This window comes from Boudabousia liubingyangii, from assembly GCF_001907245.1.
In the GTDB taxonomy this organism is placed as follows: Bacteria; Actinomycetota; Actinomycetes; order Actinomycetales; family Actinomycetaceae; genus Boudabousia; species Boudabousia liubingyangii.
Map to the genome: position 1 here is coordinate 429,764 of NZ_MQSU01000001.1, position 12,954 is coordinate 442,717.

Sequence of the window (12,954 nt, forward strand, 5' to 3'; positions counted from 1 at the left end):
CACAGGATTTTTTGTGTTTCTGGGCGGTTCTTTCGAGCCTTGCTTTGTCCGAGTCTTTTAACTTTGCTTTGATCCTGGATTTCCCCTCTTTTCTTCTTTTTCCGTCTCATTGGTTCGTGTTTGGCCTTATTTTGAGCTACTAGTTTTTGTTACTTAGTGTCACCTAAGTAAAGTTTGAATCTTCGGTTTAGAATCGTTCCTATGCGTCCCTCATCCTCTGCTAAGACCCGTCAGCATTCGGCCGATAATAACCAAGAGGCCGGAGCTGACCGCAAAGCGTCAAAAAGCGTAAAGACCGTTAGGCCGGCTAAGTCGGCTTCCGGTCGGGGTCTGCGTGATTTGCCGGGCTTATCGAAGCGTTCTAGGAAGGCTTGGATTCCGGACCAGCATGGTGCTTGGGCCATGTTGATTTTGCCGCTTTTGTTTGGCGGTACGGCTGGTGGCTGGGCACCTTCGCAATTGCTTTTGGCTTTGACAGCCCTGTCTGGTTTCTTGGCTTGGCATGCGGGGACTGTTTGGTGGCGCGCCAGGAACCGGGCACCTTATGCTTTAGCTTTCTACTGCTATACGGGCTTCTTTGTGTTTGGGGCCCTGCTGCTGCTTGGGTTCTGGCCGAAACTGTGGCAGTGGGCAATCTTTAGTCCGATTGCGATCCTGCTGTTGGCTTTGACATTTAGGCGTCAGGAGCGTTCTGGTTTGGCTCGCTTCCTGGTGGTATCCCTGTGTTTACTCTTGGCGCCGGCGGCTTTTGACCTGGGTTCTGGGTTTGCCCATCAGGCTGGCTGGTGGCCTTGGTGGGATGGGGCTTGGCCGCACCTGTGGGCTGGTACTGCCCTGATGACCCTGTATTTCTGGGGGACGGTCCCGTACGTTAAGACCTTGATCCGGGAGCGTCGTTCGGATGCTTGGTTGCGTTTTTCGATTGCCTACCATGCGGTCACTTTGCTGCTGGTGTTACTTGGTGCCTGGTTCTCCCTGTGGGGTTGGTGGGCGCTGGTATTGGCGGTGGTCTGGTTGGCTCGCGCAGTCCTATTCCCGCTGCTTTCCCGTGGGTTCTTCCATGATGGTCGGCCGCGTGTGATTAAGCCGGTGGTCATTGGGGTACTGGAGATTGTCCTTTCTGCGCTCTTAGCGTTGGGATGGGTTTTCCTAGGCTAGATTCGTTAGCATGGTGAGGGTAAATATTTCCAATTTCCTAAGGAGTGAGACTCTTTGAGTTTCCTTGTCACCCTGATTGCTAATATGGCGGGCCTGTGGGTTGCGGCTTCAATCATCCCCGGGCTTCACGTCACTGAGGGCACCACTACTGAGCAGTCCCTGATGATCTATGGCCTGCTGGCACTGATTTTGACGCTGCTGAACATGTTCATCCGCCCCATTATCAAGTTCTTCTCTTTACCCTTGTACTTCCTGACCTTTGGGGCTTTTGCACTGGTCGTCAATGCGATCATCATCGGCTTGGTCGGTTGGATCAGCGATGACCTAATCGTTTCTGGTTTCTTTACCGCGGTCTTCGCTGGTTTGGTCACCTCCATTGTTGCGTCTGCTGCTCGCGGACTGCTGCTTCGTCTGCCTTAAGACTCTCTACTTGCTGGTCGATACTTCCAGCTCCACCGTCTTCAGTTCTGATGGTTTCAAAACTGAAGACGGTGGTTTTTGTTTCCGCTTGGTCTAGGTGCAGCGCACGGCGACGGTTTCGATGGTGTTCAGCTAGGTTCGGGTCGTGCTGTTTTTGTGCCTGATCCATGATTTGTTGATATCCCGGTTTTAGATGAAAGTGTTTATCTGCCGTGGGAGTACCCGCAATCACTAGGTGATTTTTGGCGGGTGCCAACTGGGTGCCACCTAGGGCGGTGACAATGTCGCGGCTGCCTCGCAAACTTAGGGCTTTAACCCCAGCTGGATAACCGGCGATCACCGTGGGGGAACCAAGGGTGGTGGCGATCTTGATATTAAAACGCTGCTTAACCTGCGGGTTTGCAGCTAACTGTTGCACAATTCCCCCACCCTGGGAGTGCCCAAGCAGTTCCACCGGCTCATCAGCTTTAATCCCTGCCGCTTGCATACTTTTGAGGACCGCCAAACTCTGGGCTGAGCCTTCCCCAGCGGCCATTTTCAGGTTCGTGGTTAGATCTTGGGGGCTATCACCCCCGACCCATGATTGAGTACCGGGAATGATCACAGACCAGGAGGTACCAAGCTGGTTTTCATGCTTCAAGATCAGGATATGCCCGTGGTCCTTCCGGTCTAGGTGCTGGGCGTTGATTTGCTGATCAAAAGCGCTCATGGTGCGAATCAGTTCTGCGGTATCTTGCGGTGGCTTTGAGACCGTCATCAGATCCGGTAGGGGCCGAACCTTAATCCCGTTTTTAAAGGAGTTCTTTCCTCCCATCAAGGGCGTAAGATGCGCTAAAGAGCTGGCCGAACTGCGAATATCTGCCAAGTGGTCAGCTGCCCCAAACGGACGCTTCAGGTCATTGACCAGCAGGCGCGTCGGGCTACCATCACCAACATTCATCCCAAAGGGTTTAAGCATTTGGTCCCCAAAAGCAAAAGCGTACGAACCGGCCTGCATGAAACTGTTATTCATCAGATCCGAAGACATGTTCTTCACCGCCTGACTCATCAGGGCCGGATCGGTTTTTGAAAAGGCCGTATAGCTTTGAAAACCGTGTCCAAAGATCCCAAAGTACTCATAAAACCAGCGTTGATTCTGACTCTCTGCCCCCTCAAATACCCCCGATAGCGCATAGAGCTGAGCAGAGAATTTTTCAGTCCGTTGAAGCAAGGCAGCAACATCTTGTTTCAGGTCGCTATACATTCCATGGGCTATCAGAAGCTCTTGTTTAAACTGGGCGATTTCTTGCTCTTCCCGCAGCTGCTGCAGGCTGTTTGCTGGACATGTATAGGGATTTGCTGACGTGGGGGAAAATGGATTCCCATGCCTTTCCACGCCGCGCCAAACCCAAGGATTATCAGTATCGATAATGTTTATGCCTATCCAGCGTCGCAGCGATTCAATCTGGCGTAGCTGTTCTTCCACGTTTGCCAGTAGGGCACTAGCTGCCTCACTCCCCTGCCCTACTTTCGGAATCAGAGTTTGGACTATCCCTTCCGGGTCTGCACTATACGAACCACCGCCAGCCACCAACACCGGCACTTCTGGCAGGCCCGCTGCGGCTAGCGCATCCTCATCTTTAAGGTTCAAAAGGCCCAGATCATAGTTGGGAATTTTCATAGGGGCACCCGCTTTACCTGGTTTCCTAGCCCCTGGAAGTAAGAGACAGCCTGCTGGGCTTGCTGCCCCAGGCTGTTCGCCTGCACCAGTAGCCCATGCACCAGCTGATTTGCCGGAATGGCGCTGCTTCCCTGCCAGACGTCCTCGATCCGGATTTGCTGTAGTTGGCTTTTTAGCTGCCCACTGAGTCCTAGGATGTTTTCAGCACGCTGTTCTAAGTCCTGTAAAGATGCGGTGAGATTCATGACGCCAGTTTCCAACCGAAGAGCAGGAAAATCGCCAATAAATCCCAGATTTTGTGGAAGAGGCAGCCTGGGGAAAAACTGTTTTTGTTGCCGGTTTCAGTTTTACGGGTACAGTTGTGTCATGGCTTTTGATGATGGTGCAACCTCGAATGATGGAAGCCCTCGTGAGAATCTCACTTGGGATGGTTTTGGACAAGCAGCCCGCGACTTGGCATGCCAGGTCCGCGACTCGGGCTGGATGCCTGATCTGATTGTGGCAGTGGCCCGTGGTGGCCTACTACCCGCCGGGGCAGTCTCTTACGCTCTGGGTGTCAAAGCAATGGGCACAATGAACGTGGAGTTCTACACCGACGTCGCAGAAACCCTGCCTGAACCGGTACTACTACCCCCGCTAATGGACGTTTCCGCCATGGACGGTAAGCGCGTCCTGGTCGTAGATGACGTGGCCGACTCCGGTAAGACCCTGCAGATGGTCATGAACCTAATCAACGAACGTGGCCTGTCCCTAGACGGCCAGACCTCCGCGAAGGTTGATGCCCGCTCCCTAGTAATCTACGAAAAGTCTCGCTCCGTGATTAAGCCCGACTTCGTGTGGAAAGAAACCGACCTCTGGATCAACTTCCCCTGGTCAGTTCTACCGCCCGTTACCAAGTGCGTAGAAAACTGAGCTAGCAAGTTTTAAGACCCGAACTCATATCTTATTGATTGCCGCCATCCCGATTGGGGTGGCGGTTTTCGGTATCGGCAAAATTGCCACCATTTTTCTTCTGTGACTTAGTTCAAGGCCGTAGACTGACACTTGTTACATCTCGATTGAGATTTCTAAGTTTGGAAGGATGAAGATGGTTTCTCCCGTAGAGGTCACCCCAGAGCGCATTACCAAGATTTTGGATGCGCAGGAAGTGATTTGGCAGCAGGACCCAGAAGACAACACGATTCTGGTGCCCTTCGTAAATATGATGCTGATTTGCCAGCTAAATGGCGGCGGCATTCTCTCTGCCCACGGCATGTGGCGCGGCGACCTGCGTGACCCGCAGGATAAAGAAAAGGCTGAGGCATTCGCCCAGGACTTCAACTCACGTTCACTAGTCCCCAAGGTTTACGTCTCCCCCGACTCTGAAGGCTCGTTCAAGCTACACACCGAATCCAACACGGTAATCCCGGCTGGTCTAAACGACATCCAGCTTGAGTCCTTCTTGATGGTTAGCTTCCAGTCCTCCCTATTCGCGGCCTCGAAGCTAGAAGAAGCACTACCTCACTTGGTGACTTGGAACGAAGACGGTACTCCTAAGGAAGAAGGTGCCAACTGATGGCTGAAGATCAGAACACCCCCCAGATCACGGTTGAGGAAGAACCTCGCACCCTGACCATTGAACGTGTCGCCGACATGTTCCGTGCGGTCGGTTTTAACTTCGAAATGGAAGAAAACCGCATCAAGACCGGCTTCGGTAACGTCCCCATGGCCGTTTACCTAGATGCTGGCGGTGACTACCTAGTCATTCGCGCCTTCTGGTGGTCAAACCTAGACGAAGCTGGCAAGAAGATCGCTGACGAGGTTATCGCTGAAAAGCACGCCAACACTTTCTTCCCCACCTACTTCACCACCCAGGACAGCGACGGCTACCAGGTCGTGGGAGACGTCAACCTATTCGTTGGCCCCACCCCGCCGGAAGATGCTCCTGACGATGCTCCGCACGGCGGCGTCACCGACGCTCAGCTAGGCTCCTTCGTTGGTTTCTTCGAAATGCTCGAAAAGGAACTTGACGAGGTCGCTCAGGCCGTCACCGAGCGTCTAGGCGCCTGATACTAACGGGCAACAAAGCCCGCTAACCAGATTGGGTTAGACGCCAAAATAGGCTACCTAAACTTTTAGGCCCCGGTTCTATACGAACCGGGGCCTAAGTTTATTTGTTCATGTGTTTTCGCGCGGCTACGCCGGCTAAGCGCAAAAGCGGCCGTTTATTGCCGGTAGCCTCAGTACGCGGGTCAACAACTAGGAGCGCAGATACTCCAGAATCTGCGGGGTGCAGTTTTCAATGGTCTCAAGGGTGATCTGGAAATCCTCCATGCCCCCGTACCAGGGGTCGGGCACCTCTAGCCCCCGCGGAGCTTCCGGGCCGGCATATTCGGGGTTCCCGCCGGGCTCAAACTGGCGGTAAAGACGAATTTTGCTTGCGTCAGTCCCGTATTTTCGGGCCAACTGGTGCAAGCGGGCGTAGTGACCAGAGGTCATGGCCAAAAGTAGGTCCGCGTTTTCTAGGTCTTCCCGGCTGATCTGGCGGGCCGTGTGTGCGGGCACCTGATATCCGGCGCGTTTGAGGGTATCTGCCGCGCGGTAATCAATGGGGTTGCCGGCTTCCTCGTTCGAAACGCCACAGGAGTTAACGCTCACCTGCTGGCCGGCGTTTTTTGCGGCATCTTTTAGCAAGATATCAGCCATGGCGGAACGGCAGATATTGCCGGTGCAAACCATGGTGACAATGGGGTTTTGGGGGTGCTGCACGTTGGGCATAATCCTCCTATAGGGTTTGGGGGAAAGCTAAGACCAGGGAGTTTACGGTCTGCGGTTTTGAAGTTTTATTTTAGAGCGGTTAGCGGACTTTAGAGCTGAGCTCTAGTTTCTTCATTTCTGGGTTACTGTCTAGCAGTTCTTGGACTTTTCCTTCCCGGAAGGCCTTGGTTAAGACTGCTAGCTGATCAAAGTCTAGGTTCACGATTGAGGCGCCCCCGTCAGAACGTCCGGAACCCAGGTTCGGAGCTGATAGGAAGGTGACGTCCTTTGAGCGTAGGTTCCGCAGTGATAGGGCTAGGGATAGCATGTCTGTGGTGCTGAAGCCTTCGTCGACGGCGGAGTTTTCTGTAGCAGTTTGGATTAGGCTCATGGCGCTGGTGGGCGAGTTAAGTACCCCAGAGGTGAAGACTTTTTGCATCATGGCTCGCATCCAGGCCTGTTGGCGGCGTACGCGGTCAAAGTCGCCATTGGGTAGGTGTTTACGTTCACGGACGAATTTGAGGGCTTCTTTTCCGTTTAGGGTGACTTCCCCGTCAGTGGTCTTAATGGTGACGCCGCCTAGTTCATCGGTGACTTTTTTGAAGGAGTCAAAGTCTGCGACCGCGAAGTGGTCAATTCGAATACCGGTGAGTTGGTGAATGGTCTGAATAGTTAGTTGGGGTCCCCCGAAAGAGAAAGCCGCGTTTATCTTATTTTTTCCGTGTCCGGGGATTTCTACCCAGGAATCGCGGGGTAGGGAAAGAATATTGATGTGGTCGCGCTTTTCGTTGATCTGGACGATCATGATCGCGTCAGTACGTTGAGCCCCGTATTCCCACTTATTGGGGTCACCGGCACTGATTCGGGAGTCTGAACCTAGGACTAGGAAGTTGATGGTGCCTTTAGCCTGCTCCTCTTCACTTCCCGGTTCCGGGGTGCCATTGGGGTTGATGTTGTAGTTAGCAACGTTGATAGGCAAAGATTCAATATTCTTGGTACTTGCCCAAATCAGGTAGGTAGCGGTACCGCCAAAGATCAGAGCTAGTACCAGCAGCACCAGCAGGACAATCTTAGGCCAACGGCGTTTGGAGGCAGTTCCCGATTGGGCTCTGCTGGGCAGGTTTTCAGACATTTAATCCCCTTTAGGCAAGAAGCGCGCTACCCCGAATCCTTAAGGATCCGATAGCACTTTCCTCAGGATACTACTTCTAGGGAATAATCATACTTAAATAGGACTTAAGCCATGCGATTTCGAATAAGCCAGAGTAGACTAAACCACAGAATCTTTTATGGATTTTAGGGAGTCTAAATGAAAAAAGTAATGGTTATCTACGGAACACGACCGGAAGCAATTAAGGTCGCTCCCCTAATCCTAGCCTTACGTGAAGATCCCGACTTTGAACCGATTGCCGTAAGCACTGGCCAGCATAAAGAGATGCTAGAACAGGTTCATAAGGTTTTTAATTTCCGACCAGATTATGACTTAGCGGTCTTTGAACAGGGTCAAAGTCTGAACAAACTGGCTGGTAAAGTGTTTCTAGCCCTAGATAAGCTTTTTGCCGAGGTCCATCCGGATTTGGTTTTGGTTCAGGGGGATACCACCACGGTTTCGGTTGCCGCGCAAGCCGCCTTTTATGCTCAGATTCCGGTGGCACATTTGGAAGCTGGTTTACGGTCAGGCGATATTCACTCTCCTTTCCCGGAAGAGGCAAACCGTCGGATTGCTACGCAGGTTTCAGAGCTTCATTTGGCTCCCAGTCAGTCATCAGTAGATAACCTACTTCGGGAAGGTATTGATCCCGAAAAGATTGCCCTGACAGGTAATACCGTAATCGATGCCCTGATTATGGCTTCAAAGTTAGAATTGAAGTATCAAGATCCGCACCTAGAGCGGATTATGAACAGTGAGGTTCCGATGGTTCTGGTTACCTGCCATCGGCGGGAAAACTGGCATAAGCTAGAGCAGATCGGTTTAGCATTAAGAGAACTTGCAGAAACATATCCAGCTATGCAGTTCTTATTCCCGGTTCATGGCAACCCGATGCTACGTCAGGCTTTGGTTCCGCATATTGAACACTGCGAGAATGTTTATGTTTGTGAGCCGCTTCCCTACGAATTCTTTGCTGCAGCCCTAAAGAAGGCACACATCGTGCTTTCTGATTCTGGTGGCGTTCAAGAAGAAGCACCGGCGCTAAAGACCCCGGTTCTGTGTATGCGTAACAGCACCGAGCGCCCTTCAGCAGTTCAGGCCGGCGGGGTAAAACTGGTTGGAACCGATAAGGATTTCATCGTTTCTAGTTTCCGGGAGTTAATTGACGATCCTGCAGTCTATTTATCCATGACGACGGGGGCTAATCCCTATGGGGATGGCACTGCGGCAATTAAAAGCATTGAAGCGATTAAATCGCTTTTGGAAATAGGCTAGTCTCAAAGTAGAATGTTAACTAACATACACTTTTAAGGGGAATGATCGAAATGTCTGAAACACAAAGAAGCCTGTGCGTGATTGGCCTTGGCTATATTGGTCTGCCTACTGCGGTTGTTTTTGCGCAGAATGGTTGGCGCGTTTTGGGTGTGGATGTTTCTGACCGGACTATTGATTATGTTTCCCGTGGTGAGCTTCCATTCGTTGAAGAGGGACTAGAAGGCGCCTTAAAGTCGGTGGTTGATTCGGGGATGCTGACGGTGCAAAAGGATACCCCGAAGGCGGATGTTTATATTGTTTCGGTTCCGACGCCTTTTAAGGATACTGAGACTCACGCTCCGGATCTTTCTTATATTGAGGCGGCGACCCGGAATATTATTCCCCAGTTGACGGGTGATGAGTTGTTGGTGCTTGAGTCCACCTCTCCCCCCGGGGCAACAAAGTTTATGGCAGATTTGGTTCTTTCTGAACGTCCGGATCTTTCTTTGGACGGTTCGGAGGGTCGCCCGATTGTTCATTTCTCTCATGCACCGGAGCGGGTGCTTCCGGGCCGGATCATGATTGAGCTGACTGAGAATGACCGTATTGTTGGTGGTTTGACGGAAGAGGCTACTACCCGGACGCGTGATGTTTATGCGAGTTTCTGTCGCGGCGCGATTTTGACTACGGATGCTACTACTGCGGAGCTTGCTAAGTTGACGGAGAATTCTTTCCGCGATGTGAATATTGCTTTTGCTAATGAGTTGTCCGTTATTTGTGATGAGTTGGGTGTTGATGTGTGGGAGCTTATTAGTCTAGCTAACCGTCATCCGAGGGTTAATATTTTGCAGCCAGGCCCGGGTGTTGGTGGTCATTGTATTGCCGTGGACCCGTGGTTTATTGTCTCTTCTGATCCAAAGAATTCCCGTCTGATTCGTTCCGCCCGAGAGATCAATGACGCCAAGCCAGATTTCGTTCTGGATAAGGTGTATGCTGCGCTAGATCAAACTGATAATAAGAACGTCGCGGTGTTGGGTCTGGCGTTTAAGGCAGATATTGACGACTTGAGGGAGTCACCGGCTGTTGAGATTACTAAGCGTTTGGCTGCCTCAGAGAAGGTCAGTTCAGTTCTGGCAGTTGAGCCGAATATTTCAGAACTTCCTAAGTCTTTGAATTCTGTTGAAAAAGTAAGCCTGGCTGAGCAAGCAGAGGCTTTGGAGCAGTCTGAAATCGTGCTTCTTTTGGTTGATCATAAGCAGTTTAAGGCTTTGACTCTGGCTGATTTGGAAGGTAAAACTTTCATCAATACCCGTGGTTCTGCATCCCTATTCTAAAGCCTATGCACATACTGTTAATCACACAGTACTGGCACCCTGAACAGGGAGTAGTACAACGAAGGTGGGAATGGCTTTCGAAAGCAATTTTGGAGGCTGGACACACTCTGACAGTTGTAACCCCTCCACCTCACTATCCTGGTGGAAAGCTTACCTCTGATAAACAAGAACACCAGCGCGGTAATTTCGAACAGCCGGGAGATCGTCTAACAATCTACAGAACGAACTTTAGAGAACACTCAAAATCGATTACTTCCCGTGTCAAAGACCAAGCTACGATAATGCTTTCTTCCTTTTTTGTTGCTAAAAAAGCTATCAAGAAAGCAAAAAAACAAAGAAACCAAGTCGACGTTGTTTGTTGTACTGTACCAGCATTACCTTCGGCGTTGGTTTCGTGGCTTATTGCAAAACGTTTTCATAAACCTCTAGTTATTGAACTTCGTGACGCCTGGCCTGAGCTATTAATAAACATGGAAGACTGGTCTGACCACAGAAAACGGCCAACTAGGCCGATTAAACGTTTCCGCAGGTGGGTATTACATTTTATCCTCCAAAGTGGAGGGCGAGCACTTAACTCCGTTCTTAAATCTGCTGATCTAGTAATCACTACAACTAAGTCTTTGGCTGATTTAGAAATAAAAAAAGGGATAAAAAGTGTAGAGACAATTCCCAATCGCCCTGATTATCAATTGCCGATAATAACAAACCATATCAAGTCTCCAAACTCACCGCTAAATGTCTTATACGCTGGAACAATAGGCCGGGCCCAAGGACTTAGCAACGCAGTATACGCGGCAAGAATTGCCAAGGATAAAGGAGTTTGCATTAATCTGACATTGGTCGGAGGCGGAGCACATGTCGATCGCATCAAAGCACTTGCTGCAAAACTTCAAGTGCCGATAACCATGCCTGGCAGGGTTTCTTTCAACGATATTAATAAATACTATAGTTGGTGCGACACTGTACTGGTGCATTTAGAATCGTGGAAAACAATGGAACTTACAATTCCATCAAAGCTCTTCGAGGCTCTTCGTTTAAAAAAACATATAACAGGAGCCTTAGCCGGAGAAGCCTCTGATATTATCATTGCGTCAGGTGCAGGTCATACCGTACCACCGATGAATCCGAAAGCATTAGCAGAACTTTGGATCAGTCTTTCCAAAAATCCATGTTTATTAGATGTCAGTAATAGAGGAGTTCAGTGGCTAGAATCGCTTCCTTCACCCGCCGAGCTCGCGGGAAAATGGATAACATCCGTAGAGAGAGTTTCTAACATTGAGGACTCTCAATGAGAAGCTCCTATATACGTAATTTAAAGCTCAAACAACATAAAAAACATGTTGTTCTAGCTAACCAACTAGTCAGTCTTGTAGGAATCACAAGAAATCACTTGTTATCCGACCCCGCAAGTTTTCTTGTTCAGATCATCCGGCGCCTACCCTTAAATACTCGCCAAAAGTTTATCTCGCTCTTAAGAACCATAGCGAGAAAACACTCTCTTCTAGAACTCCTATATTATTTCGTCAGTGACCTTCCTGAGCAAACTCAAAAAGCCCTTAAAAGCATGCCTCCTTCCAGAATTCGTGATGCGATAGCTGTAGCTGAAAAAGTTTCTTTACCCGATATGTCAGGAACGTATAAAGCGAAACTGGCTTGGACAACCGGGGACTTTGATAAAGCAATTGCTCTTTCCGAAGGAAAACTGAAAAAAAAGTATAAAGATGAAATACACCTGATAGAGATTCCGGAAGATTTCATAGGAGAGTGTTTGAATTCGGTAAAGAACTCTCGTTCCGTAAATCATACTAACCCATCGGGATCCATTTACATTGCTACTAATTCCTTCCCATATACTTCCTCTGGTTATGCGATTCGAACGCAGGAACTGTTATCAGCTTGGTCTAAAGACAACATACCTGTAACTGCTATTACCAGAATTGCTTATCCTCTAAATATTGGGTATTTAGTAGGTTCTTTCACAGAAGACTACAAAGGAGTAAAATATCTTCGCGACATTCCCAAGAGTCTTCCGTCCTATCTCTCCCGAAAGCTCATTAAACATTTTCAATTTGTATATTCAGAAGTTTTATCGCATTCTCCTTCGGCTATTATCAGTACGACGGACTTTCAAAATGGATTAGTTGGTCTGGCTGTTGCCCAAGCAACGAATCTCCCTTTTATTTACGAAATGAGAGGACAACTAGAGGACTCTTGGCTTTCAAAACTTCCTGAAGATATTTCCCAGAAGGCTCGGAGTAAAGGTAGATATCCAGCGTTAAAAGAACTCGAAACTTGGATAGCTAACAAAGCAAACATGGTTGTCGTTTTATCATGCATTCAAGCAGACGATCTAGTTAAACGCGGCATCCCTCGAAGCAAAATATATATAGCTCCAAACGGCATAAGCCAGAATAATCTATTAAAAGGACCATCAAATCTAAAACAACGATATGCCAATCAACAGGGTGCCCGCCTAGCTGTTAGCCTGCCTCTTGATAGATTCATTTTCGGATCTATTTCTTCGGTTGTTCCTTATGAAGGTCTCGAAAGACTAGTTTGGGCCCTTAATTCATTAAGGAACGAAGGAATAAATGCTCATTTATTAATTGTAGGAGACGGTGTAGCACTCCCCTCCATTAGAAATCTTGCAGCCAGCTTACAGTTAACCGAATTCTGTACCTTCACGGGACGCATCCCCCAGGATAAAACCATGCCCTATTACCATTCGCTCGATGTATTCTGTGTACCAAGAATTAACTCAAGCGTCACCAGAAACATCACCCCTCTTAAGTCGCTTCCCGCTCTTGCCAGTGGGGTTCCTACTCTTGTCTCGAATCTACCTGCTCTGAAAACAGTCGTCCCCAATAAATATCTGGAACTACTAACCGTCGAAGATGACGACGACGCCTGGAAAGAATCCCTGATCTATTGGTTTAAGCATCTAACTACCGGTAAAAGTAGCTTAAATGTAAGTGATGCTATAAAACCAAATGCGGAGTCAACGATGCTAGATCTTGTTAAATTTGCTGAATCGAGAACTTGGAAAAGAATCGCAGAAGACTACTATACAGTTATCGAGCAAGTAATTTTAAAGAATTCCTTTCTACAAGATAAATAAAGTTAATCGTGAAGTTCTAAAGAGCCTATCTCGATACCCAATACATAGATCTCAGATGCTCAAAACCCTCTACTATGAAATCCTCCACAGCATCGAAATCTATTTCAAGTTACTACCAAGGATT

At 49.2% G+C, this 12,954-nt stretch carries 13 protein-coding genes; 9 read left to right on the forward strand and 4 right to left on the reverse strand.

Annotated elements, in window-relative coordinates; all coding sequences use genetic code 11:
• Positions 1–201: 201 nt before the first annotated feature.
• Positions 202–1,158, forward strand: a complete 957-nt coding sequence (locus BSR28_RS01900; RefSeq protein ID WP_073713185.1) for a YwiC-like family protein — start codon at positions 202–204, stop codon at positions 1,156–1,158.
• Positions 1,159–1,212: 54 nt separating this feature from the next.
• The gene (locus BSR28_RS01905) at positions 1,213–1,578 is read left to right on the forward strand and encodes a phage holin family protein (RefSeq protein ID WP_073708387.1); all 366 of its coding nucleotides are present in this window, start codon (positions 1,213–1,215) and stop codon (positions 1,576–1,578) included.
• On the opposite strand, the gene BSR28_RS01910 is transcribed toward BSR28_RS01905, so the two are convergent.
• A complete protein-coding gene (locus BSR28_RS01910; RefSeq protein ID WP_073713186.1) occupies positions 1,526–3,238 on the reverse strand; it encodes a hypothetical protein in 1,713 nt (570 codons plus the stop codon). The two genes, BSR28_RS01905 and BSR28_RS01910, sit on opposite strands and share 53 nt — an antisense overlap.
• The gene (locus tag BSR28_RS01915; protein WP_073708385.1) at positions 3,235–3,483 is read right to left on the reverse strand and encodes a hypothetical protein; all 249 of its coding nucleotides are present in this window, start codon (positions 3,481–3,483) and stop codon (positions 3,235–3,237) included. Before BSR28_RS01915 ends, BSR28_RS01910 begins: the two co-directional genes overlap by 4 nt.
• 121 nt (positions 3,484–3,604) lie before the next feature.
• Between BSR28_RS01915 and BSR28_RS01920 the strand changes: the two genes are divergently transcribed.
• From BSR28_RS01920 to BSR28_RS01930, 3 genes are all read left to right on the forward strand, one after another.
• On the forward strand, positions 3,605–4,150 hold the full coding sequence (locus tag BSR28_RS01920; protein ID WP_073708384.1) for a phosphoribosyltransferase: 546 nt from the start codon (positions 3,605–3,607) through the stop codon (positions 4,148–4,150).
• 169 nt (positions 4,151–4,319) lie between these two features.
• Entirely contained in the window at positions 4,320–4,793 is a 474-nt protein-coding gene (locus BSR28_RS01925; protein WP_073713187.1) for a hypothetical protein, read from the forward strand.
• Positions 4,793–5,287 (forward strand): hypothetical protein, encoded by a 495-nt coding sequence (locus tag BSR28_RS01930; RefSeq protein ID WP_073708382.1) that lies wholly within the window; start codon positions 4,793–4,795, stop codon positions 5,285–5,287. Before BSR28_RS01925 ends, BSR28_RS01930 begins: the two co-directional genes overlap by 1 nt.
• 189 nt (positions 5,288–5,476) lie before the next feature.
• On the opposite strand, the gene BSR28_RS01935 is transcribed toward BSR28_RS01930, so the two are convergent.
• Positions 5,477–5,995 (reverse strand): low molecular weight protein-tyrosine-phosphatase, encoded by a 519-nt coding sequence (locus tag BSR28_RS01935; RefSeq protein WP_073713188.1) that lies wholly within the window; start codon positions 5,993–5,995, stop codon positions 5,477–5,479.
• Between the two features lie 79 nt (positions 5,996–6,074).
• Positions 6,075–7,106 carry an LCP family protein gene (locus BSR28_RS01940; RefSeq protein WP_233120584.1) on the reverse strand — a complete coding sequence of 344 codons (1,032 nt, stop codon included), beginning with the start codon at positions 7,104–7,106 and terminating at the stop codon, positions 6,075–6,077.
• 177 nt (positions 7,107–7,283) lie between these two features.
• On the opposite strand from BSR28_RS01940, the gene wecB reads away from it, so the two are divergent.
• The 4 genes from wecB to BSR28_RS01960 are packed head-to-tail and all read left to right on the forward strand — an operon-like array spanning position 7,284 to position 12,830.
• Positions 7,284–8,399, forward strand: a complete 1,116-nt coding sequence (wecB, locus tag BSR28_RS01945) for a non-hydrolyzing UDP-N-acetylglucosamine 2-epimerase (RefSeq protein ID WP_073713189.1) — start codon at positions 7,284–7,286, stop codon at positions 8,397–8,399.
• A gap of 41 nt (positions 8,400–8,440) precedes the next feature.
• Entirely contained in the window at positions 8,441–9,712 is a 1,272-nt protein-coding gene (gene wecC, locus BSR28_RS01950; protein ID WP_269148037.1) for a UDP-N-acetyl-D-mannosamine dehydrogenase, read from the forward strand.
• Positions 9,713–9,717: 5 nt separating this feature from the next.
• Positions 9,718–11,004 carry a glycosyltransferase family 4 protein gene (locus tag BSR28_RS01955; protein WP_073713190.1) on the forward strand — a complete coding sequence of 429 codons (1,287 nt, stop codon included), beginning with the start codon at positions 9,718–9,720 and terminating at the stop codon, positions 11,002–11,004.
• Positions 11,001–12,830: a glycosyltransferase gene (locus BSR28_RS01960; RefSeq protein ID WP_073713191.1), complete on the forward strand. Its 1,830-nt coding sequence runs from the start codon at positions 11,001–11,003 to the stop codon at positions 12,828–12,830. Before BSR28_RS01955 ends, BSR28_RS01960 begins: the two co-directional genes overlap by 4 nt.
• Positions 12,831–12,954 lie beyond the last annotated feature (124 nt).

Coding starts and splice junctions, on each gene's coding strand:
- BSR28_RS01960 (WP_073713191.1), top strand. CDS start 11,001: ATGAGAAGCTCCTATATACGTAATTTAAAGCTCAAACAACATAAAAAA.
- BSR28_RS01940 (WP_233120584.1), bottom strand. CDS start 7,106: ATGTCTGAAAACCTGCCCAGCAGAGCCCAATCGGGAACTGCCTCCAAA.
- BSR28_RS01910 (WP_073713186.1), bottom strand. CDS start 3,238: ATGAAAATTCCCAACTATGATCTGGGCCTTTTGAACCTTAAAGATGAG.
- BSR28_RS01915 (WP_073708385.1), bottom strand. CDS start 3,483: ATGAATCTCACCGCATCTTTACAGGACTTAGAACAGCGTGCTGAAAAC.
- BSR28_RS01920 (WP_073708384.1), top strand. CDS start 3,605: ATGGCTTTTGATGATGGTGCAACCTCGAATGATGGAAGCCCTCGTGAG.
- BSR28_RS01935 (WP_073713188.1), bottom strand. CDS start 5,995: ATGCCCAACGTGCAGCACCCCCAAAACCCCATTGTCACCATGGTTTGC.
- BSR28_RS01930 (WP_073708382.1), top strand. CDS start 4,793: ATGGCTGAAGATCAGAACACCCCCCAGATCACGGTTGAGGAAGAACCT.
- BSR28_RS01900 (WP_073713185.1), top strand. CDS start 202: ATGCGTCCCTCATCCTCTGCTAAGACCCGTCAGCATTCGGCCGATAAT.
- BSR28_RS01925 (WP_073713187.1), top strand. CDS start 4,320: ATGAAGATGGTTTCTCCCGTAGAGGTCACCCCAGAGCGCATTACCAAG.
- wecB (WP_073713189.1), top strand. CDS start 7,284: ATGAAAAAAGTAATGGTTATCTACGGAACACGACCGGAAGCAATTAAG.
- BSR28_RS01955 (WP_073713190.1), top strand. CDS start 9,718: ATGCACATACTGTTAATCACACAGTACTGGCACCCTGAACAGGGAGTA.
- wecC (WP_269148037.1), top strand. CDS start 8,441: ATGATCGAAATGTCTGAAACACAAAGAAGCCTGTGCGTGATTGGCCTT.